The sequence below is a fragment of the Synechococcus sp. MU1625 genome, assembly GCF_020514205.1.
Classification (GTDB): domain Bacteria; phylum Cyanobacteriota; class Cyanobacteriia; order PCC-6307; family Cyanobiaceae; genus Parasynechococcus.
On record NZ_VTLA01000001.1, the window covers coordinates 271,764 to 288,237 of the forward strand.

At 58.6% G+C, this 16,474-nt stretch carries 26 protein-coding genes; 7 read left to right on the forward strand and 19 right to left on the reverse strand.

The genetic code is table 11. The annotated features are described in order from the left end of the window. Positions 1-10: 10 nt before the first annotated feature. Both FZX13_RS01560 and thrS read right to left on the reverse strand, forming a co-directional pair. Positions 11-406 (reverse strand): DUF1824 family protein, encoded by a 396-nt coding sequence (locus tag FZX13_RS01560; protein ID WP_226398460.1) that lies wholly within the window; start codon positions 404-406, stop codon positions 11-13. Next, positions 406-2,238, reverse strand: coding sequence for a threonine--tRNA ligase (gene thrS / locus FZX13_RS01565; protein WP_226406655.1), 1,833 nt, complete (start codon positions 2,236-2,238; stop codon positions 406-408). The genes FZX13_RS01560 and thrS overlap by 1 nt, the downstream gene beginning before the upstream one ends. Before the next feature lie 3 nt (positions 2,239-2,241). Between thrS and FZX13_RS01570 the strand changes: the two genes are divergently transcribed. Then, a complete protein-coding gene (locus FZX13_RS01570) occupies positions 2,242-2,598 on the forward strand; it encodes a DUF2605 family protein (RefSeq protein WP_226406666.1) in 357 nt (118 codons plus the stop codon). Here FZX13_RS01570 and FZX13_RS01575 read toward each other — a convergent pair. From FZX13_RS01575 to FZX13_RS01595, 5 genes are all read right to left on the reverse strand, one after another. Further along, positions 2,583-3,176, reverse strand: a complete 594-nt coding sequence (locus FZX13_RS01575) for a glycoside hydrolase family 104 protein (protein ID WP_226408208.1) — start codon at positions 3,174-3,176, stop codon at positions 2,583-2,585. The two genes, FZX13_RS01570 and FZX13_RS01575, sit on opposite strands and share 16 nt — an antisense overlap. A 312-nt stretch (positions 3,177-3,488) precedes the next feature. Further along, complete coding sequence (gene trpS / locus FZX13_RS01580; RefSeq protein WP_226398463.1) at positions 3,489-4,502, reverse strand: tryptophan--tRNA ligase; 1,014 nt, start codon at positions 4,500-4,502, stop codon at positions 3,489-3,491. A gap of 3 nt (positions 4,503-4,505) precedes the next feature. Further along, positions 4,506-5,090, reverse strand: coding sequence for a hypothetical protein (locus FZX13_RS01585; RefSeq protein ID WP_226406668.1), 585 nt, complete (start codon positions 5,088-5,090; stop codon positions 4,506-4,508). Positions 5,091-5,106: 16 nt separating this feature from the next. After that, the gene (locus tag FZX13_RS01590; RefSeq protein WP_226406679.1) at positions 5,107-5,634 is read right to left on the reverse strand and encodes a hypothetical protein; all 528 of its coding nucleotides are present in this window, start codon (positions 5,632-5,634) and stop codon (positions 5,107-5,109) included. Beyond that, complete coding sequence (locus tag FZX13_RS01595) at positions 5,627-6,553, reverse strand: cation diffusion facilitator family transporter (protein ID WP_226406681.1); 927 nt, start codon at positions 6,551-6,553, stop codon at positions 5,627-5,629. Before FZX13_RS01595 ends, FZX13_RS01590 begins: the two co-directional genes overlap by 8 nt. A 145-nt stretch (positions 6,554-6,698) precedes the next feature. Here FZX13_RS01595 and FZX13_RS01600 point away from each other — a divergent pair, with 145 nt between their 5' ends. Next, on the forward strand, positions 6,699-7,979 hold the full coding sequence (locus tag FZX13_RS01600; RefSeq protein WP_226406683.1) for a YcjF family protein: 1,281 nt from the start codon (positions 6,699-6,701) through the stop codon (positions 7,977-7,979). A 145-nt stretch (positions 7,980-8,124) separates the two neighbouring features. Then, the gene (psbA, locus tag FZX13_RS01605) at positions 8,125-9,201 is read left to right on the forward strand and encodes a photosystem II q(b) protein (RefSeq protein WP_166016669.1); all 1,077 of its coding nucleotides are present in this window, start codon (positions 8,125-8,127) and stop codon (positions 9,199-9,201) included. A 114-nt stretch (positions 9,202-9,315) separates the two neighbouring features. Here the strand turns inward: psbA and FZX13_RS01610 are convergent, their stop codons facing one another. Then, on the reverse strand, positions 9,316-9,492 hold the full coding sequence (locus tag FZX13_RS01610) for a galactose oxidase (protein WP_226406685.1): 177 nt from the start codon (positions 9,490-9,492) through the stop codon (positions 9,316-9,318). A gap of 169 nt (positions 9,493-9,661) precedes the next feature. Between FZX13_RS01610 and FZX13_RS01615 the strand changes: the two genes are divergently transcribed. Then, positions 9,662-9,859, forward strand: a complete 198-nt coding sequence (locus FZX13_RS01615; protein WP_115023495.1) for a hypothetical protein — start codon at positions 9,662-9,664, stop codon at positions 9,857-9,859. A 409-nt stretch (positions 9,860-10,268) separates the two neighbouring features. Here the strand turns inward: FZX13_RS01615 and FZX13_RS01620 are convergent, their stop codons facing one another. The 8 genes from FZX13_RS01620 to FZX13_RS01650 form a co-directional block, all read right to left on the reverse strand. Next, the gene (locus FZX13_RS01620) at positions 10,269-10,763 is read right to left on the reverse strand and encodes a hemagglutinin (protein WP_226406687.1); all 495 of its coding nucleotides are present in this window, start codon (positions 10,761-10,763) and stop codon (positions 10,269-10,271) included. A gap of 61 nt (positions 10,764-10,824) precedes the next feature. Then, on the reverse strand, positions 10,825-11,226 hold the full coding sequence (locus FZX13_RS01625; RefSeq protein WP_115023493.1) for an OsmC family protein: 402 nt from the start codon (positions 11,224-11,226) through the stop codon (positions 10,825-10,827). A 17-nt stretch (positions 11,227-11,243) separates the two neighbouring features. Then, the gene (locus tag FZX13_RS01630; protein ID WP_115094193.1) at positions 11,244-11,426 is read right to left on the reverse strand and encodes a hypothetical protein; all 183 of its coding nucleotides are present in this window, start codon (positions 11,424-11,426) and stop codon (positions 11,244-11,246) included. A gap of 57 nt (positions 11,427-11,483) precedes the next feature. Then, the gene (locus FZX13_RS01635; RefSeq protein WP_226398472.1) at positions 11,484-12,026 is read right to left on the reverse strand and encodes an ATP-binding protein; all 543 of its coding nucleotides are present in this window, start codon (positions 12,024-12,026) and stop codon (positions 11,484-11,486) included. After that, positions 12,019-12,453 (reverse strand): nuclear transport factor 2 family protein, encoded by a 435-nt coding sequence (locus FZX13_RS01640; RefSeq protein WP_370630788.1) that lies wholly within the window; start codon positions 12,451-12,453, stop codon positions 12,019-12,021. Before FZX13_RS01640 ends, FZX13_RS01635 begins: the two co-directional genes overlap by 8 nt. Positions 12,454-12,467: 14 nt before the next feature. Further along, on the reverse strand, positions 12,468-13,367 hold the full coding sequence (locus tag FZX13_RS01645) for a DUF481 domain-containing protein (protein WP_226406691.1): 900 nt from the start codon (positions 13,365-13,367) through the stop codon (positions 12,468-12,470). A 4-nt stretch (positions 13,368-13,371) separates the two neighbouring features. After that, on the reverse strand, positions 13,372-13,497 hold the full coding sequence (locus FZX13_RS12870; RefSeq protein WP_255453056.1) for a hypothetical protein: 126 nt from the start codon (positions 13,495-13,497) through the stop codon (positions 13,372-13,374). An 80-nt stretch (positions 13,498-13,577) separates the two neighbouring features. Continuing rightward, the gene (locus FZX13_RS01650) at positions 13,578-13,847 is read right to left on the reverse strand and encodes a hypothetical protein (protein WP_115024260.1); all 270 of its coding nucleotides are present in this window, start codon (positions 13,845-13,847) and stop codon (positions 13,578-13,580) included. A gap of 96 nt (positions 13,848-13,943) precedes the next feature. On the opposite strand from FZX13_RS01650, the gene FZX13_RS01655 reads away from it, so the two are divergent. After that, a complete protein-coding gene (locus tag FZX13_RS01655; protein ID WP_115023489.1) occupies positions 13,944-14,168 on the forward strand; it encodes a hypothetical protein in 225 nt (74 codons plus the stop codon). Here FZX13_RS01655 and FZX13_RS01660 read toward each other — a convergent pair. Both FZX13_RS01660 and FZX13_RS01665 read right to left on the reverse strand, forming a co-directional pair. Continuing rightward, positions 14,151-14,921, reverse strand: coding sequence for a sulfite exporter TauE/SafE family protein (locus FZX13_RS01660; RefSeq protein ID WP_226406693.1), 771 nt, complete (start codon positions 14,919-14,921; stop codon positions 14,151-14,153). The genes FZX13_RS01655 and FZX13_RS01660 overlap by 18 nt on opposite strands. Positions 14,922-14,955: 34 nt before the next feature. Next, a complete protein-coding gene (locus FZX13_RS01665; RefSeq protein WP_115023487.1) occupies positions 14,956-15,453 on the reverse strand; it encodes a hypothetical protein in 498 nt (165 codons plus the stop codon). Positions 15,454-15,530: 77 nt separating this feature from the next. Here FZX13_RS01665 and FZX13_RS01670 point away from each other — a divergent pair, with 77 nt between their 5' ends. Next, positions 15,531-15,701: a hypothetical protein gene (locus FZX13_RS01670; protein WP_170951140.1), complete on the forward strand. Its 171-nt coding sequence runs from the start codon at positions 15,531-15,533 to the stop codon at positions 15,699-15,701. Positions 15,702-15,849: 148 nt separating this feature from the next. On the opposite strand, the gene FZX13_RS01675 is transcribed toward FZX13_RS01670, so the two are convergent. Then, on the reverse strand, positions 15,850-16,008 hold the full coding sequence (locus FZX13_RS01675; RefSeq protein ID WP_226406695.1) for a hypothetical protein: 159 nt from the start codon (positions 16,006-16,008) through the stop codon (positions 15,850-15,852). A gap of 188 nt (positions 16,009-16,196) precedes the next feature. Here FZX13_RS01675 and FZX13_RS01680 point away from each other — a divergent pair, with 188 nt between their 5' ends. Then, positions 16,197-16,415 carry a CP12 domain-containing protein gene (locus tag FZX13_RS01680; protein WP_115024259.1) on the forward strand — a complete coding sequence of 73 codons (219 nt, stop codon included), beginning with the start codon at positions 16,197-16,199 and terminating at the stop codon, positions 16,413-16,415. Positions 16,416-16,474: the final 59 nt, after the last annotated feature.

Sequence of the window (16,474 nt, forward strand, 5' to 3'; positions counted from 1 at the left end):
CGTGGGAAGGTCAGGAGAAGAAGTCCAGTGGAAGTGGTCCCCAGGTGGTGCTTTGCGTGGTTTCGTCCTCGCCGTGCCCAGTGATCAGAATTCCTTCGCCGAGGCCGTGCTCGATCCGAATCCGGATTGTCCCCCCCCTTTGGTTGGCTTTCAGAAAAACAGGACCCGGTCCCTCCGGGCTGTCGACAAGCTCCATGGACTCCCACTGTTGGCTTTGCTCCAGATTGCGCAGCGCTGAGAGGGCCTGATCCATGGAGGGGGCCATGACGCCAATGGTGAACCAATGGGCAGTGGCCATCGCCTGGTTGAGCTCTTGGCGGAGCTGATCTCTGGTCTGAGGAAGCAGCTCTGGTGCTCCACGCAAACGCGCGAGATCGGCCAGGTTGTTCACAGGTGACTCCGTCATCAGTTCAGCTCCAGGCCTGCAGCGCGTTGGTTGTTGGCCGTCTGGGCAGCTCTGAGCAGGTCGGCCACTGCTGTGACCCCGAGATCACCATCCCGGCGACTGCGCAGGCTCACAGCGCTCTGCTCCGCTTCTTTCGCACCGATGACGGCCAGAACAGGGATCTTCATCTGTTCGCCGGTGCGGATCAACTTCCCGAGGCGATCGCCGCTGCGGTCGACTGTGGCGCGTACCCCGGCCTTGGTGAGCTGGTCCAGCAGCTGATCGGCGTAGGGCTGCACTTCGTCGGTGACCGGCAGCAGTCGCACCTGTTCAGGGGCCAGCCAGAACGGGTAATCGCCGGCATAGTTTTCGGTCATGATCCCGAAGAAGCGTTCCAGCGAGCCGAAGATGGCGCGGTGGATCATGATCGGACGCTGCTTGCTTCCATCGGCGGCGATGTAGTCGAGCTTGAAGCGTTCCGGCAGGTTGAAATCCAGCTGGATGGTCGAGCACTGCCACATCCGGCCGATGGCGTCTTCGATTTTGAGATCGATCTTCGGGCCGTAGAAGGCGCCGCCCCCTTCGTCGATCTTGTACGCCCAGCCCTTGCGCTCCAGGGCCTCGATCAGTCCTTTGGTGGCGAGGTCCCAGACGTCGTCATCTCCGATCGACTTCTCCGGTCGGGTGGAGAGGTTGATCTCGTAGTTGCTGAAATCGAAGGTGGAGAGGATGCGCTCGGTGAGATCGAGGATTTTCAGAATCTCGTCGCTGATCTGCTCCGGCAGGCAGAACACGTGAGCATCGTCTTGGGTGAAGCCGCGCACGCGCATCAGGCCGTGCATCACGCCCGGTCGCTCGTAGCGATACACAGTCCCGAGTTCGGCCCAGCGAATCGGCAGTTCCCGATAGCTGCGCAGCTTGCTGGCGTAGGTGAGCACGTGGAACGGGCAGTTCATCGGTTTGAGCTGGTATTCCCGTTCGTCCACCTCCATCGGACCGAACATGCTTTCGGCGTAGAAGTCGAGGTGGCCTGATGTCTTCCAGAGGCTGATGTCGGCCACGTGGGGTGTGTAGAGGAGCTCGTATCCGCCCTCGAAGTGGGCTTGACGCCAGAACTCCTCGATCAGCAGGCGCATGCGGGCGCCGCGGGGGTGCCAGAACACCAGGCCTGCACCGGCTTCATCCTCGATGGAGAAGAGGTCGAGGTCTTTGCCGATGCGTCGGTGATCCCGGCGCAGGGCTTCGTCCTTGCGACGTTTGTGCTCCGCCAGTTGTTCGGGGGTTTCCCAGGCTGTGCCGTAGATGCGCTGCAGCTGCGCTTTGGTTTCATCGCCACGCCAGTAGGCGCCTGCCACGCTTTCCAGCTCAAAGGCCTTGGCGTTGAGCTGCCCCGTGTGGTCCACGTGAGGTCCTGCGCAGAGGTCCCACCAGGCCTCACCCAAGGTGTAGAGGGTGATGGGCTCCTGAAGGCCTTCGAGGATCTCCAGCTTGTAGGGCTCGTTTTGGGCCTTGATTTTTGCTTCGGCCTCGCCGCGGCTCACCTCAACCCGTTCAAGGGGCAGTTTCTTGTTGATGATCTTGATCATCCCTTTCTTGATGGCCTTCAGATCGGCCTCTGTGAAGGGATCGGGATTGTCGAAGTCGTAATAAAACCCGGTTTCGGTCCAAGGTCCGATGGTGACGCGTGCCTTGGGAAACAGCTGCTGCACAGCCATGGCCATCACGTGGCTCATCGAGTGGCGGATTTTGAGCAGTTGATCGCTTTCGCTGGTCTTGGGCAGAACCACTGGTGCTGAAGGGGCTGGGGTGGTTGCTGCAGCGCTGCTCACCGGTTCAGGTACGAGGCCCGCCATCCTATGGGCGAGACCCGAGGGCATCACGTGGGCGAGTCAACCAATCGGGACGCTGGTGCTCTGCTGGATGAACTGCTGGCTTCCCTTCTCGATGACTTCGAGCACTGGTTTCAGCGCGGGGAGGAGCTTCTTCAGGCCTGCCCGGATGAGGTGATGTCGCTCCAGGAGCGTCAGGGCATGGAGCGGCGACTGCGGGACGGCAAGAAGGCGATTGCAGCCACACGTTCCCTCGTGGCTGCCTCAACACAGCCCATGGCCGTTTCCATGGAGGTCATGAACCCGTGGCACGGTTTGGTCACGGAGGTGTGGGCCCTGGCCGCGAAGCTGGGTTCCTCCCGTTCTCCTCAGGCACCCAGCTGACTTCTCAGCTGGCGCAGGTTGCTGCTGTAAAAACTTGCCAGCTCCTGATGACTCTTCACCGGTTGCCCGTAGGCGGAGTGACCGGCTTTGGTTGGGAAGGATGCCCATTCGGGTGCCAGCTTTGCCATGGCGTCCTTGGTAAGACCCTGCCGATCAATCTCATCGAGAGCACCCCTTCGCTCCGCGAGATGCAGTGCGGCCTGATCCTGGTGCCTGGGTTCGAAGCTGGACAGCCTGAGTTCCTGGGCGACACCTTTCCAGGTCTTGGGCAGGAACTGATAAGCACCCGCAGCGGCGCTGGTGTATCGCTTCACGATCACCCGCTCTGGATGACGGGAGAGGTCCTGGAACTGACCTCCCCCGTACATGATTTGGTAGCCCTTGTCTTCACCGTCTTTCCAGGTGCCTTCGGCGTAGCGGATGGTGTTAAGCAGTGCGCGTCGCTCAGGCGTCAACTCGTAGCGACCTCCCTCGTTACCTGACGACAGGGAGGCGCGACTGCTGTCGCTGTCGCCGATATCTGTCAGGAGATCTTGGGGGCTTTGGGGGGGCTGTGATGCTCCTGCGCAAAGAACCATTCCTGCGCTCAGCGCTGCACCGACCAGAGGTCGGCTCCAACGAGAGGTTTTGTTGAACGCAGCAAAAAGATGACGCACGCAGGACAATCAGGTGGACGGTCACAGTGCTGGCCCACGACGCCTCTGCGCGAGATCGGCTCCTGAGGGGTTGACATGGTGGTATCGCTGTGTCTACGCAAGTGAGAGCGTCCTGAGAGTCTTCCGGGACTCATTGCTGTCGCTGCGATTGTTTCCGTCAAATCTCTTGGGGTATGGGGCGAGGCCTTGTCCCTTGTATTGATAAGAGCAGCTGATGGTTGTCTTTGGTCGTTATCAGGCTCGTCGGGCAAAGCCCAGGGCCTCTCGAACCCGCTCCAACGTGGCGTTGGCCACGGTTTCGGCTTTTTCGCGTCCCGTGCTCAGCACCTGGTCGAGCTCCGCGGGGTCGCTCATCAGCTCGCGATAGCGCACCTGGATGGGCTCCAGGGCGTTCACTGTGGCTTCGGCCAGCATCGGTTTGAACTGCCCCCATCCCATCTCGGCGCATTCGCTGGCGGCCTGCTCCCTTCCCTTGCCGCTGAGGATCGCGTAAAGCCCCAAGAGGTTGTCAGTTTCTGGTCGATCCGGGTTGTCGAATTCAAGTCCCCGCAGGGGGTCGGTTTTGGCGCGTTTGATCTTTTTGGTGATTAGCTCTGGAGGGTCCAGCAGCGTGATGCGACTTCCCTCATTCGGATCGCTCTTGCTCATCTTGCTGCGACCATCAGTAAGGCTCATGACCCGAGCGCCCTCCTTGAGGATCAGCGGTTTCGGAACCTTGAGTACGGGCGTTTCCTTGTCACCGAAACGGGCATTGATGCGCTGCTGAGCGATGTCACGCGCCAGTTCTAAGTGCTGCTTTTGGTCTTCACCGACGGGCACAAGGTCAGCGTCATAGAGAAGGATGTCGGCGGCCATCAGCACCGGGTAGTCCAGCAGACCCACGGAAACGTTGTCCCCTTGCTTCACCGCCTTTTCCTTGAACTGGATCATCCGTTCCAGCCAATTGAGCGGTGTGACGCAATTCAGGAGCCAGCAGAGTTCACTGTGGGCTGCCACCTGGCTCTGCACAAACACCGAGCAGCGCTTGGGGTCCATGCCGCAGGCCAGGTACAGCGCAGCCGTGGAGCGGGTGTCCTCAGCCAGACGGCTGGGGTCATGGGGAACGGTGATGGCGTGGAGATCCACCACACAGACAAAGGTGTCGTGGCTCTCCTGCAGGTCAACCCAGTTGCGGATGGCACCAAGCCAATTGCCGAGATGCAGCGCTCCTGTCGGTTGCACCCCGGAAAGAACCCTTGGCCGGCTCATCAATCAGTCCTCTGTCGTTTCGGTTTTGGTCTCGTCCGTCGACACCTCTAAGGCCGATCCATCCGCAACGGGGGCCGAACTGGTGTCGTCGATTGGGGCCGCTTCAGATTCCACTACCGACTCCACCACCGGCTCCACCGCCGATTCCGCTACGGGTTCAATCTGTGCTTCGGGTTGGGGTTTGGCAGGGCGAGCAAACGGGTTCGGACGGGAACCCCTGCTGCTGCGCTCGTCGTCGAACCGGCGACCGCGGCCACCTCCATCACGACCACCTCCATCACGAGCACCGCCATCGCGGCGGCCACTTCGGGCGGGCTGATTGCGTTGTTGCTCGATCAGAGCGTCGAGTTGGCCGTCCTCCAACATCTGGCCCAGGCTGCGGACCGCGAAACCAAGGACCGCAACGGTGGAGCGGAGATTGAAGGCCTCTTGTAGCGCCCTTGCCGAGCGCATTTCGTTGTCGCTCAGACGAATCCGAAAGCCTCCGCCTTCGCGGCCGCCGGCACGGTTGCCACGACTGCGCTGGCCGTCACGGCTGCCGTCTCCCTGTCCCGCCTGATGTTGGGGATCGCTGTAGGAATCACTCATGGCCCATGGCCTGGAATCAGGCGCAAGTGTGACGCATCACCGGGGTGTTTTCGGTGATCCAGAGCAGCTGGTGGCATTCAACGCTGTTCTTTCGAGCGAGCACCAGCATCGGAACAGCCGTGATCCCCCGTTCGATCCGCTCGCGGTAGCTGCTCACCAGTTGTCGGTAACGCTGGGCCGTCCATCCGTGGATGGTCGTGTCCCGGCTGCTCCAATACTCCCGGAGAGCTCTCTGGCAGTCCTCCATGCCGAAGTCATGCCAGCAGCTCTGCTGGGCCAAGAGTGGATCCATCCCCTGCTGAAGCAGGCGCCTGTAATGCACCAGTTCCGGGGCTTCATCACGCCCATCCGGGGGAAGTAGGCGATGCAGCTCCGTGAGGGGAGTTCTGGACAGCCTCAGCCAGCAGCGTTCCTGCAGCAAAACTGGCAGTTGCCAAGACCAGCCATCGGCGCGGCCGACTTCGTCGAGTACGTCGATCAGGCCCCTCTGCTGACGCTCAGTCAGCCCGGCGAGCGGCGTCACTTCGGTGTCGGCTTCAGCCATGGGCTCCGGTGTAGGTGATCCAGTCCTCCACGTAGTCCTTTGGTTCCAAATGGATGGTGCACCGCACCGGGCCGAAGGTTTCCTCCAAGCGCTCCTCCACCTGCTCAGTGATCTGGTGCGCCTTGGTGAGATCGTCGGCATCGACAACCATATGCATTTCGATGAAGATCTGCTGACCCAGCACGCCGCGGCTGGCGATGTCGTGGCAATTCATCACCCCGGCGGTGGACATCGCTTCGGCGTAGATGGCCTCGGGGGCAATCGCCATGTGGTCCACCAGCCAGGGCAAGGTGCTGCGCAGCACCTGCGAGCAGACACGGATCAGCAGCAGAGCCATGGGGATCGCCAAAGCAACGTCGAGCCAGCTCACCTGCAGCCATACCGCCCCTGCCATGCCAACCAGCACCACCACGGTGGTCCAGACGTCACTCGCCGCATGCTGGGCATCCGCCTTGAGCAGGTTGCTGTTGAGTCGCCGACCTTCCCGCAGCTCATACCCCGCAAGCAGGAGATTGAACCCCAGCACAAGGGTGAGCAGCACAAGCTCCTGGCCCGTGACACGAATGGGTGGCAGCCCCTCCAGGAGCCGCTCCCCTGAACGCATGAGGATTTCGATGGCTGTGAACAGGATGAAACCTGCGATTCCAAGGGCTCCGACCGCCTCGTATTTGCGATGTCCATAGGGATGATCGCGATCCGGCTGTGGATCGGAGAGCTTGTTCGTGACCAGTCCCGTGAGGCTGGAGAGGGCATCGGTGGCGCTGTGCATGGCATCCGCGATCACCGCCAGGGATCCACTCATGACCCCCACCAGAAGCTTCAGAAGCGACATGGTGATGTTCAGGCCCAGAGCCACCATGAGAACCCTGCGCACCCCCTTGCGGTTGTCGACCATCGGGTTGGGATGACTGTGTGTCATGGCTGAACCCGTCTTCTTCCCAAGTTATGGAGAAGTCTTCCCTCTGACCTGAAGTCCTGGTTTCAGGAGTTGGGTTGAGCTAAGAAGGGCCACTGCTACAACAGACTCTCTGTTGAAATTCACGGCTTCATTGCCAGATCTGGTGATGCCACCAACGTCGCTGCTGCGGCCGCTGGCTGTGGCTGGAGCTGGCCTGCTTGCTGGACACTGGCTGATCAGTGATGTCATGCATGTTCCCGGCGGAGGACTGGGCCTCCTGGCTGCTGGTGGCGTGGTGATCTGGCTCGGCCGCAAGCCCAGCAAACCGCGGTTCGCAGCACCGGTGTCTCTGGATGGATGGATTTCTCGCTGCCAGGAGGTGCTGGATCAGTTCGCACGTTTTGAGCAGCAACCATCCGCGGATCTAGCCCGACGCGCTGAATTGAAGTTGGTGGTGGAGCGCAGCGGTCCTGTGCGTATGGCCATGGTCGCCCTGGGGAACCATCAGGGACCAAACGAAGAGGACCTCAGCCGATCTCTTACAGGCTCGGTGTCTTTGAGCCTGTCGTTGTGCCATCCCTTGATCACTGAGGGCAGCCGCTGTTGGCCTCGTGGGCTGGTGGATCAGGACCTGATTTTGTTCACCCTGGGCACTCCATTGTTGGCTTCAGACCTGCTTTGGCTTCAGCAGTTGCCGGATGATCAACCTGCCTGGCTGCTTGTGACTCCCGAGGGTCAGGAATCGTCGCCTGATGCCATCTCTGCTCTCCTCGCTGATCTCCCCGATCGCTGGCGTGAGCGAATTCTGGTTCGGGATCCTTCGATGTCGCTTCGGGCTGCTTTAGGGCCTTTGCGCCGTTTGCTGAAACAGGCGGCTTCCGAGACGCGGCCGCGGCTTTTGGCTGATCTTCACCGGCGCTGGCAGCGCGACTTGGAGTCGCTCCGGCGTGAGCGCTTTCTGCAGATCCAGCAACGCACCCAATGGGTGGTTGCCGGTTCTGTGTTGGCATCCCCAGTCCCAAGCCTTGATCTTCTTGCCGTCGCGGTGGCCAACGGATTGATGATCAAGGAGATGGGAGAGATCTGGGGAACGTCGCTGCAGCCAGATGTGCTCAGGGAAGCGGCGGCGCAGCTGGCGCGTGTAGCGCTGGCCCAGGGCGTGGTGGAGTGGACCGGACAAACCTTGCTGGGTCTGGCCAAGTTGGATGGGGGGAGCTGGCTCATCGCTGGAGCGATGCAAGCCCTCAGTGCGGCCTATCTCACCCGCGTGGTGGGACGTTCCATGGCGGATTGGCTGGCGGTCAATGCGGGTGTGGATGAGCTGGATCTTGTGGCGTTGAAGCAGCAGGCCCCGTTGCTCGTGGCCCAGGCCGCTGAGCAGGAGCGGCTGAACTGGAACGGCTTCGTTCAGCAATCACGCGATTGGCTGCTTCATGCAACTTCATGAATGCTTCATGAAGCGCTTAATGAAGATTGCTTGAGACCTGATTCTGATTGTTTAGATCTCATGTAACGGAAGGTTCCGTCCATAGGCTTGGTCCACCTATCCCCTTTTTTTTCCGGGGAGAGGTTCATTCGTCTTCTTTTCTTCTATGTCCACCGCAATTCGCAGCGGACGCCAGAGCAATTGGGAAGCCTTTTGTCAGTGGGTTACCGACACCAACAACCGCATTTACGTGGGTTGGTTCGGCGTACTGATGATTCCCTGCCTCTTGGCGGCCACCATCTGCTTCACCATTGCGTTTATCGCAGCACCCCCTGTCGATATCGATGGCATCCGTGAGCCTGTCGCTGGCTCCCTGATCTACGGCAACAACATCATCTCCGGTGCTGTTGTTCCTTCTTCAAACGCCATCGGCCTGCACTTCTACCCCATCTGGGAAGCTGCTTCCCTCGATGAGTGGCTGTACAACGGCGGCCCATATCAGTTGGTTTGCTTCCACTTCCTCATCGGCATTTCCGCCTACATGGGACGTCAGTGGGAACTCTCCTACCGCCTGGGCATGCGCCCCTGGATCTGCGTCGCGTACAGCGCTCCGCTGTCTGCCGCGATGGCCGTTTTCCTGGTCTACCCCTTCGGTCAGGGCTCCTTCTCTGACGGCATGCCCCTCGGCATCTCTGGCACCTTCAACTTCATGCTGGTGTTCCAGGCCGAGCACAACATCCTGATGCACCCCTTCCACATGTTGGGCGTCGCAGGTGTCTTCGGCGGCAGCTTGTTCTCCGCCATGCACGGCTCCCTGGTGACCTCCTCCTTGGTGCGTGAAACCACCGAGAGTGAGTCCCAGAACTACGGCTACAAGTTTGGCCAAGAGGAAGAGACCTACAACATCGTGGCTGCCCACGGTTACTTCGGTCGCCTGATCTTCCAATACGCCTCCTTCAACAACAGCCGTAGCCTTCACTTCTTCCTGGGTGCTTGGCCTGTTGTCGGCATCTGGTTCACGTCCATGGGCGTGTCAACCATGGCCTTCAACCTGAACGGTTTCAACTTCAACCAGTCCATCCTGGATAGTCAGGGCCGTGTCCTGAACACCTGGGCCGACATGATCAACCGTGCCGGCCTCGGCATGGAAGTGATGCACGAGCGCAACGCTCACAACTTCCCCCTCGACCTGGCTGCTGTTGAGTCCACTCCTGTGGCTCTGCAGGCTCCTGCCATCGGTTGATCTGGAATCAACCTGTTCCTTCTGGAACAGACCAATCGATTCAGATCAACTGAATCGGAAAGCCCCCTCTCACGAGGGGGCTTTTGTTTGTCACTGTGGGGGATTTGAAGCGAATTAGGCACCCTCTGGGCACCAGCCGATCTCCTTCTCCAGTCGCTGCATCCACTGGTGGCAGCGGTGATCAAGGTGTGCTCCCTGGGGGAGCAATTGTTGATGGCGTGCGCAGACCGGCTGAGTGACTCCTGCCTCGGCAAGGGTGTGCTGAAAGTGCTGGCAGGTGAGGCACACCATGAGGGATCGACTGGGCCGTAGTTGCCCAGCGCCCATCGGTGGCCAAGTCCCAGCAAGGGGTACGTTCAAGGACTCCATAGACATAAGTGTAGTAATTATGTACTACTCCCTAGGTTTCTCGCTGTCAACGATTTGGCCATGGTGAGCCGGCGTTAGGGAGAATGTGGATATGAGTGAGTCCCGCGCCACGCTCCAGTTCGATCTGGATCTCGAGGCTGTTCGCCTGCTCCATCGCTCGGTGAGCTTTCATCTCGAGAAATGGCCTGGGGGGCCGGATCCAAGAGAGCAGGAGGCACTGCAGACGATGAAGACCTTGCTCACGGCAGCATTGCTGGAGTTCAGCCTCGATCAGGACGGCCAGCGCTAAAACCCGCCTCCTTCACTCGTCTTCATGGAAGCTGTGACAGAGATCCAGCGGCGACCTACAACTCCTTCAGTCGGTTGAGAGCGCCATGGAGCAACAGCAGGCTGGAACCTGGGATTCTGTTGAGGCATGCCTTGAGTGCATCACCACCTGCTCGGTGGATGATGGCGAGTGCGTGACCACTTGCGTTCGGACACATCTCGGTGACGAGGAAGAACTCTGGACCAGCAGTCTTTGTCTCTGAGCTGTCACTCTGAGTTGTCACCGTGGGTTGGTTGATCGTAATTGCAATCGTCTTATTGCTGTCTTTGCTGGGATGGCGCTGGAATCAGCTGGAGTGTGCAGCGGATAACGCCATCAGCGATCGATTGGTGAAGCGCATTCGTCGTCATTCACGACGACGGAAACACCATCACTGAGATCCGTGATCTCTGCAGATGTGCCCATCTTTCCAGCTCCAGATCCATGGAACCGTTGCTTTTGCTTTCCGGAGATCCTCTTGTGCTTGAAGTCGTATGGGGATGAATTCCGTTCTGTAATCAAATTCGCGATCACGCATGGACTGGTTCAGAACCAGACTGCCGTCGATGCTGGAAACTGAGCGGTGGTATGTCCCGATCGGGATTTGGAGAGCACCCATCGCGCGGATCAAATGAATGATGTGATGGGGGTGGTCCCAGGCTGGATTGAGCAGCGTGAAGGTCCGAGCCCCTTCCAACACCAGGTTGTTGTCCACCTGATGACGGTGGACGTAGTACTGCTCTGAGCCGCCTTGATCGGGGGGGGACGTGGCGGCGCCATGGTGGGCGACCACGTCGGTGCCATTGCTCCCAGGGACCCCAGCATCAAAGAAGGTCACCGATGGAGTCTCTCGGAAGATATGAATCGGTATGAAGTGAAGTCTCACCGTTCCTCCTCTTGCTCTTCTTATCTCCGCTTTAAACCCGTCTTTGGATCGATGCGGATGATCAGCACCAGATCAAATCAATCGTCATGGATGGCTCAAGATTGCGTTTCACAGGGCAGTCATTCACAACACGTTTGAACAACTGAACCTGCTCCTCTGACAGCCCTATAGGCAGGGTGATGCTGACCCGAAGTGTCTCGATCCTGCGGGGCCCCGATTGGCTCATGATTTTTTCCACCGATGCTTCTGCATCAGTAACCGTCCAATTTCGGCGTTTGGCCGTGATTCCCATCACGGTCAAGATGCAGGTGCCAAGAGCGGTGGCCAACAAATCTGTTGGTGAAAAGCTTTCACCACGTCCGTCGTGATCAGGCGGTGCATCGGTGTGCAATGCCACGCCTGAGGGCCCATGTTCTGCTGAGCAGTGCAGATCGCCGGTGTAGCGGCAGGAAATGCGCGTCATCAGGGGACTGCCTTTGCTCAGGCCACCGGCATGCGGCAACCCAGCTGAATCGTGCCTTCGTCGATGAGTCGGCCGAGTCGCTGCGCGACGGCTTCCTCGGTTCGCGTGAATTGATCTTGTCGGTCGGTCACCCACGCCATTTCACCGTTGGTGATCACGCCGGTGGACATGGCTTCCAGAAACAGTTCTCCGAGAGTCATGGCACTGATGCTGTTCAAATCACGTTGATGGGACTCAAAGGGGCGTGCATGACCTGCTTACCTTTCTTCATGGCCAAGAATGGTTTGAAGTGCTCGATTGATCTGTTCTTTGTGGTCTGAGCTGGCGGGATTGAGGCGAATCAAACTTGAGAATCCCTCTCTCTTATCGGGTCGATCAGCACGGCTGGTCAGCGTTCGGTGCATCGCATGAATCACCTGTTCCGGCACCATTCGTTCACGGGACCGGTTCCAGACAAGGCAGCGGTCCAGCGGTGTCTGTAGCCACCAGCCGATCCACTTCAGGCGCCTCACCCCTAGATCTCTGTGCATCAACCGTTGGCGCCAGCTGAGTTGCGCATGGGTGGCATCCAAAAGCACGTTCTCGCCAGCAGCCAGGGCGCTGTCGATGGCTTCATGGAGGAGGGGTTCGAGTTCAGGCCAGGGACCTTGAACGTTTGCGTCCCCCCAAAGCTGTTTCCTCAGCGCGTCGTTGGAGATCACCCTTGCACCGAGCAATGGAGCGAGGATCGCGGCGAGGGTGGACTTTCCACTGCCGGGGGGACCGATCAACAGATGCCCCTGCTGTGCTGCTTCAGGCAACGAACCGTTTGTACAGCCATCGCACCAGCCCACCAATCACAGGAACAGGAGCGAATGTGGGACCGACGAAATCGAAATAATCACGATGATCCCCGATCTTTCCATCTGGATTGAAGCTGAGTCGGGTTGCGCCGGGATAGATGAATTCAATCCCTTTGATTTTTAGGCCCATGCGCCATTCAACGAACGCTGTTTCTGCGTTCACCGCCACCGTTTCTGTTTCCAGGAAAACGTCATCACAGCGCTGCATCAGACCTTCCTGGGCAAGGATGTAAGCGTCAATTCCCTGCCGTTCCTGGGTTGGATCGGTGAAGTGAACGTCGTCGGCGTAAACAGCCTTCCATTGTGCAGCTGTGGGGCCGGGTGTTCCGTAGGGCTTGGTGAACAGGGCACGGATCTGTTCTGCGTCCAGCGGCGGTTGAAGCATGGGTGGTGTTGTCATCAGAAGTCGGCGCCCACCTGAGCTGTGATGGTGTTGTTCACCTGTGGAGTGCTCATGCTTTGGTAAATCGATTGAACCCGCAATGTTGTGAACAACTTGCTGTTCACGGCGGGGTAGTAACGGACCTCAGCGGTAAGGGTGTTGCCTGGTTGAATCTCGTTCGCCCAGACCGTTGTGAATTGGTTTTGAAGTCCAAACTTCAGCGTTGGCAAGGGTTTCCAGCTGAGATCTGCGGTGAGCGTTGCGCCGCCGTAGGTGTTGCCGCAAAACGTGTCGCTGGGACAGGTGATGCCTCCTCCGCTCCACTGCACCGAAGGACCGATGGACACGGTGAAATCAGTTGTTTCTGACTTCATCAGTGGGAAAGCCACACCGATGTTTCCCAGAACGGTGTTCACCCCGGAATCATTGGTGCCGTTGTACTGGTAACTGCTCAAAGCAAACAAATCGAGGTTGGATCCGATTGGTTTGTCGTATCGGAGTTCCGCAGATCCCTTCTCTGTATCGATGGAGAGTGCCTCCCCCGAATCCTTCGACTTGCTTGCATTGAAACTGCCACTCAACGACAGCTTCTGCTGTTCATCTTTGTAGCGGGTTTTTCCGGTGAAGCTGATCGACATGGAGCTGTCGCCGTCCTTCTCATTGCCGATCAGACCCGCGGACACAGAGCTTGTCCAGAGGGGCTTGGTTTCGGCCGGTCGGAGTTGTTCTGCGGTGAGTTCCAACCGCCCCAACTGGGGGTGGTTGAGCACCGTCGTTCCATCCTCTGAGTTCCGCTCAATCAGTTCCCCGTGAAGACTGTCGCCGTTGCGCAGGGTCAACGTGACGGTTTCGGCCCAGCTCAGGCTGGGGAGCATGCCGAGGGACAGCAGTCCAGCGGTGGTGAGAAAACGGTGCATGGCGTCAGTTGAAAAAACCTTTGGACTGCAGCCAGAGGCCGACGGCGAGCAGTGGCCCGAAGCCGGCGATCAAAACTGTGATCTTCAGCCGCAGTGGTGACACCTGCGGGTCGTTCTGGCGAAGAGCCATGGCTTGGAACAAAGGTCGATGAACTTAAACGGTGCGCTACGTCAGTGCCTGTTCCCATGACGACCGACGTGATCTCCGCTTCAGAGCTCGTACTCCTCTTCAAATTGTTGGATCAGCCCCTTGTAAAGCGCGAGCAGGCCTTCTGTTTCTTCGCAGAATCCGTCGGTGGTGTACTTAGCGATGAGATTCACCACGGCGCTTCGGATCTGCGTGAAGGCGCCGAGGTACTCAGCCTGGATGTCTTCATTCCGGATGTCGTTGATCAGCGCGCCCACTAGCTCAATTTTTCGCTTGGCAGCGGCCATTTCCGCTTCCATGTCCTTGTTGAGCTTGCGGCGTTTCTTCGGCATCCCCTCAATCGGATCAATCACCGACATTACGGGAGCCGCCGGCCCTCCTTGTTCAACCAGCTTCCCTTAGCGTTGAGAGGATTAACTTCTGGGCTTGTGGATCGGACCTTTCGTGGCGTTGCTTATGTGTCCGTCTGGGTGGTGATTTGGGGAACTGTGGCGTCCCTGATGGACTGGATGCTGCTGACGGGTGAGGTCTATGAAACAGCCAGTGCTGGTCAGGCGGTTACGTTCATTGCCTACGGGGCTGCAACGGTGGTACTGGCAACGCGATTCTCTGGGCGTTTCCTTGAGGGCTCCGATTCAGAGACAGCGGATTAGAAGAGATCCCCCCATCAGCAGCGCCAAGATTTCGAAGGATCGTTTGACCAGACGACTACCTTTCACAAGTGAGTAGTGGGCACCCAGAAAGCCTCCGATGAGTGACCCGAGAACCAGTGCTGGCAGCCAGTCCCAGCGGATCTCTCCGCTCAAACCCAGCACCAGCGCTCCCATCCCATTCCATCCCAACCCCACCAAAACCAGCGTGTGGGCTACCGCTCTCGCGTAGCTCAGTCCGAACCAGCGCACCAGCCAAAGGGTGACAAACAAACCTGTCCCGGAGGTCAGCGAACCGTTGAGGATTCCAATAATGAACAGTCCGCAGGCTCCGACTCCGACGGTGCTGGCCGTCAGGGGGCGGGGCTCGTCCATAGTTCCCAGATCTGGTTTCCGCGCCGAGTAAACCCCCAGCCCCAGCGTCAGCAGACCGAGGCTTGCGGTGGCCGCTTGATCTGGCAGGGCAAGAACCATGCTGGCGCCCAAGCAGACCCCCGGTAAACCGGCACCGAGCACCACTGCAGAGCGTTTGAGGTCAAGGCTGCTGGCTCGCCAGTGACGCCCCGTCGCTCCGAGCCCCAGAGCAACGCTGGCAACCTTATGAGTGGCCAGTGCCATGGCAAATGGAAGGCCAAGAAGGATGAGCGCTGGGAGTTGAACCAGTCCAGCGCCACCGCCCGCTAGTGCTGATAGGCCATTAGCTCCAATGGCAATACCCAAGAGGGCGATTTGGGTCAGCAGTTCGGAAACACTCATGCCTGCTTGGCTTGGCGCATCGCGATAGGCCTGTTCAATCTCGTGTCAGGAAGGCAATGGGCACCGAAAACGTGATGATGCGATGGGGCTCCCCAGGGAGAACGGCGACGCAGGCCACCTCTCGGTCAGCGTGGGCCTCACGAGACTGCACGACGAAGGCCGTGGCGTCTTCGATGCTCCACATTGGGGCATCACCGCTACGGCGTTCATCCCTGTAAGCCTGCCAAACCTCTGCGAAAGCCTCTCCCTCCTCTCCGTTCTTCATTTCGGTGAGAGCTTGTTCCAAGCCCACGTCTTCAAAACGCTCGAACAGCTGCACCATCAAAGGGTGAGCAATGGTGGATGAGGCCTTCAACGTCGAGTTGATCGTGCCGATTGCACTCACGATCAGTTTCGGTTTGGTGCGTCTTGCATCGATCACTCCGACAGGCAGGCTCAGATCCCAGCTTGGATGTCCGCTGACGGCACAGGCCAGATCAAACAGTCCCACGCTGCATTGCTTGATCAGGTTCTGAATGGTCTGCCGATCCATAGTTCTGTCGTTCGCGGCCCGATTCGCCGTTTGCACTCCAGTGTTGCCAGGATGGCCTTCGAATGGTGACGTTGAGGATGTCCCTGGTTCAGATTTACCTTGATGCTGTCACCCACCAGGTGATCACCACCGAAGAGCTTGCTTACGTTTCGGGCAATCAGGATGGCTTTGATCGCACTGAGTTGAAGCTCACAGCGCGACTCGAACATCTGATTGGTGTTGGCAATATCAGTATTGGAACGCGCTAGCTAGCCAAACAAAATCCGCTGCAGTCGATTAAGCAATTGCCGAATCGTTCTTTTTTCACGACTGAAGATCATTCGGTCATTTGACAACATCGCGCAGCTCACCCGATTTCAGCATCTGATAGGCGGGAAACGATGCGGAGTCAAGCCTTCAAGGGAGTGCCACAACACCCGACCATGTCTGGAGAACATCGGGTGCCCCCTGGGTCAGGGCCGATACGGCGCTAGCCGAACCAATCCCGATGCCGAGAACAACCCCTATGGCAAAGACAAGAACTCCTGTCAGAACACTGCGATCGGAAAACGGCATGCACTGGATGATCAGCCTCCCTGACTTTCCTTCGGGGAGCGTCAGATGGCTACCGCGATGTCACAGGACGTGATGGGTTCTTGGGAGGATCTGTTGTGTGCTTTCGACCACAAAGGTAGATCTACCGACTGATCGAAATGGGTCGTCTTCGCTAACAACCCAATGTCAGCCAGATGACGGACCAAGTCATGAAAACGATTGACGAGCACATTCAGAAGGATCAAGAGGAGTTCCTCAAGGCCCTGTCTGATCACAACGACGGCAAAGTGCGTCATCTCACGGAAGAGCTGCAGTGGTTGTTGGATCACAAAAAGGAATTCCCCGATGATCCCCATGACCCCTCTCCCCTGGAACTGTTCTGTGAGCAGAATCCCGATGAGCCTGAGTGCCTGGTCTATGACGACTGAGTCGCCCAGGCGAGCTGAGTAGAAGTACTCATCAGTGGCCCGTCCCTTGGCGCGGACCC

Excerpts from the sequence above, each read along its gene's own strand:
- FZX13_RS01560 (WP_226398460.1), bottom strand. The coding sequence starts at position 406 with ATGACGGAGTCACCTGTGAACAACCTGGCCGATCTCGCGCGTTTGCGT.
- thrS (WP_226406655.1), bottom strand. The coding sequence starts at position 2,238 with ATGGCGGGCCTCGTACCTGAACCGGTGAGCAGCGCTGCAGCAACCACC.
- FZX13_RS01570 (WP_226406666.1), top strand. The coding sequence starts at position 2,242 with ATGGGCGAGACCCGAGGGCATCACGTGGGCGAGTCAACCAATCGGGAC.
- FZX13_RS01575 (WP_226408208.1), bottom strand. The coding sequence starts at position 3,176 with ATGGTTCTTTGCGCAGGAGCATCACAGCCCCCCCAAAGCCCCCAAGAT.
- trpS (WP_226398463.1), bottom strand. The coding sequence starts at position 4,502 with ATGAGCCGGCCAAGGGTTCTTTCCGGGGTGCAACCGACAGGAGCGCTG.
- FZX13_RS01585 (WP_226406668.1), bottom strand. The coding sequence starts at position 5,090 with ATGAGTGATTCCTACAGCGATCCCCAACATCAGGCGGGACAGGGAGAC.
- FZX13_RS01590 (WP_226406679.1), bottom strand. The coding sequence starts at position 5,634 with ATGGCTGAAGCCGACACCGAAGTGACGCCGCTCGCCGGGCTGACTGAG.
- FZX13_RS01595 (WP_226406681.1), bottom strand. The coding sequence starts at position 6,553 with ATGACACACAGTCATCCCAACCCGATGGTCGACAACCGCAAGGGGGTG.
- FZX13_RS01600 (WP_226406683.1), top strand. The coding sequence starts at position 6,699 with ATGCCACCAACGTCGCTGCTGCGGCCGCTGGCTGTGGCTGGAGCTGGC.
- psbA (WP_166016669.1), top strand. The coding sequence starts at position 8,125 with ATGTCCACCGCAATTCGCAGCGGACGCCAGAGCAATTGGGAAGCCTTT.
- FZX13_RS01610 (WP_226406685.1), bottom strand. The coding sequence starts at position 9,492 with ATGGTGTGCCTCACCTGCCAGCACTTTCAGCACACCCTTGCCGAGGCA.
- FZX13_RS01615 (WP_115023495.1), top strand. The coding sequence starts at position 9,662 with ATGAGTGAGTCCCGCGCCACGCTCCAGTTCGATCTGGATCTCGAGGCT.
- FZX13_RS01625 (WP_115023493.1), bottom strand. The coding sequence starts at position 11,226 with ATGACGCGCATTTCCTGCCGCTACACCGGCGATCTGCACTGCTCAGCA.
- FZX13_RS01630 (WP_115094193.1), bottom strand. The coding sequence starts at position 11,426 with ATGACTCTCGGAGAACTGTTTCTGGAAGCCATGTCCACCGGCGTGATC.
- FZX13_RS01640 (WP_370630788.1), bottom strand. The coding sequence starts at position 12,453 with ATGCTTCAACCGCCGCTGGACGCAGAACAGATCCGTGCCCTGTTCACC.
- FZX13_RS01645 (WP_226406691.1), bottom strand. The coding sequence starts at position 13,367 with ATGCACCGTTTTCTCACCACCGCTGGACTGCTGTCCCTCGGCATGCTC.
- FZX13_RS12870 (WP_255453056.1), bottom strand. The coding sequence starts at position 13,497 with ATGGCTCTTCGCCAGAACGACCCGCAGGTGTCACCACTGCGGCTGAAG.
- FZX13_RS01650 (WP_115024260.1), bottom strand. The coding sequence starts at position 13,847 with ATGCCGAAGAAACGCCGCAAGCTCAACAAGGACATGGAAGCGGAAATG.
- FZX13_RS01660 (WP_226406693.1), bottom strand. The coding sequence starts at position 14,921 with ATGAGTGTTTCCGAACTGCTGACCCAAATCGCCCTCTTGGGTATTGCC.
- FZX13_RS01665 (WP_115023487.1), bottom strand. The coding sequence starts at position 15,453 with ATGGATCGGCAGACCATTCAGAACCTGATCAAGCAATGCAGCGTGGGA.
- FZX13_RS01670 (WP_170951140.1), top strand. The coding sequence starts at position 15,531 with ATGTCCCTGGTTCAGATTTACCTTGATGCTGTCACCCACCAGGTGATC.
- FZX13_RS01675 (WP_226406695.1), bottom strand. The coding sequence starts at position 16,008 with ATGCCGTTTTCCGATCGCAGTGTTCTGACAGGAGTTCTTGTCTTTGCC.
- FZX13_RS01680 (WP_115024259.1), top strand. The coding sequence starts at position 16,197 with ATGAAAACGATTGACGAGCACATTCAGAAGGATCAAGAGGAGTTCCTC.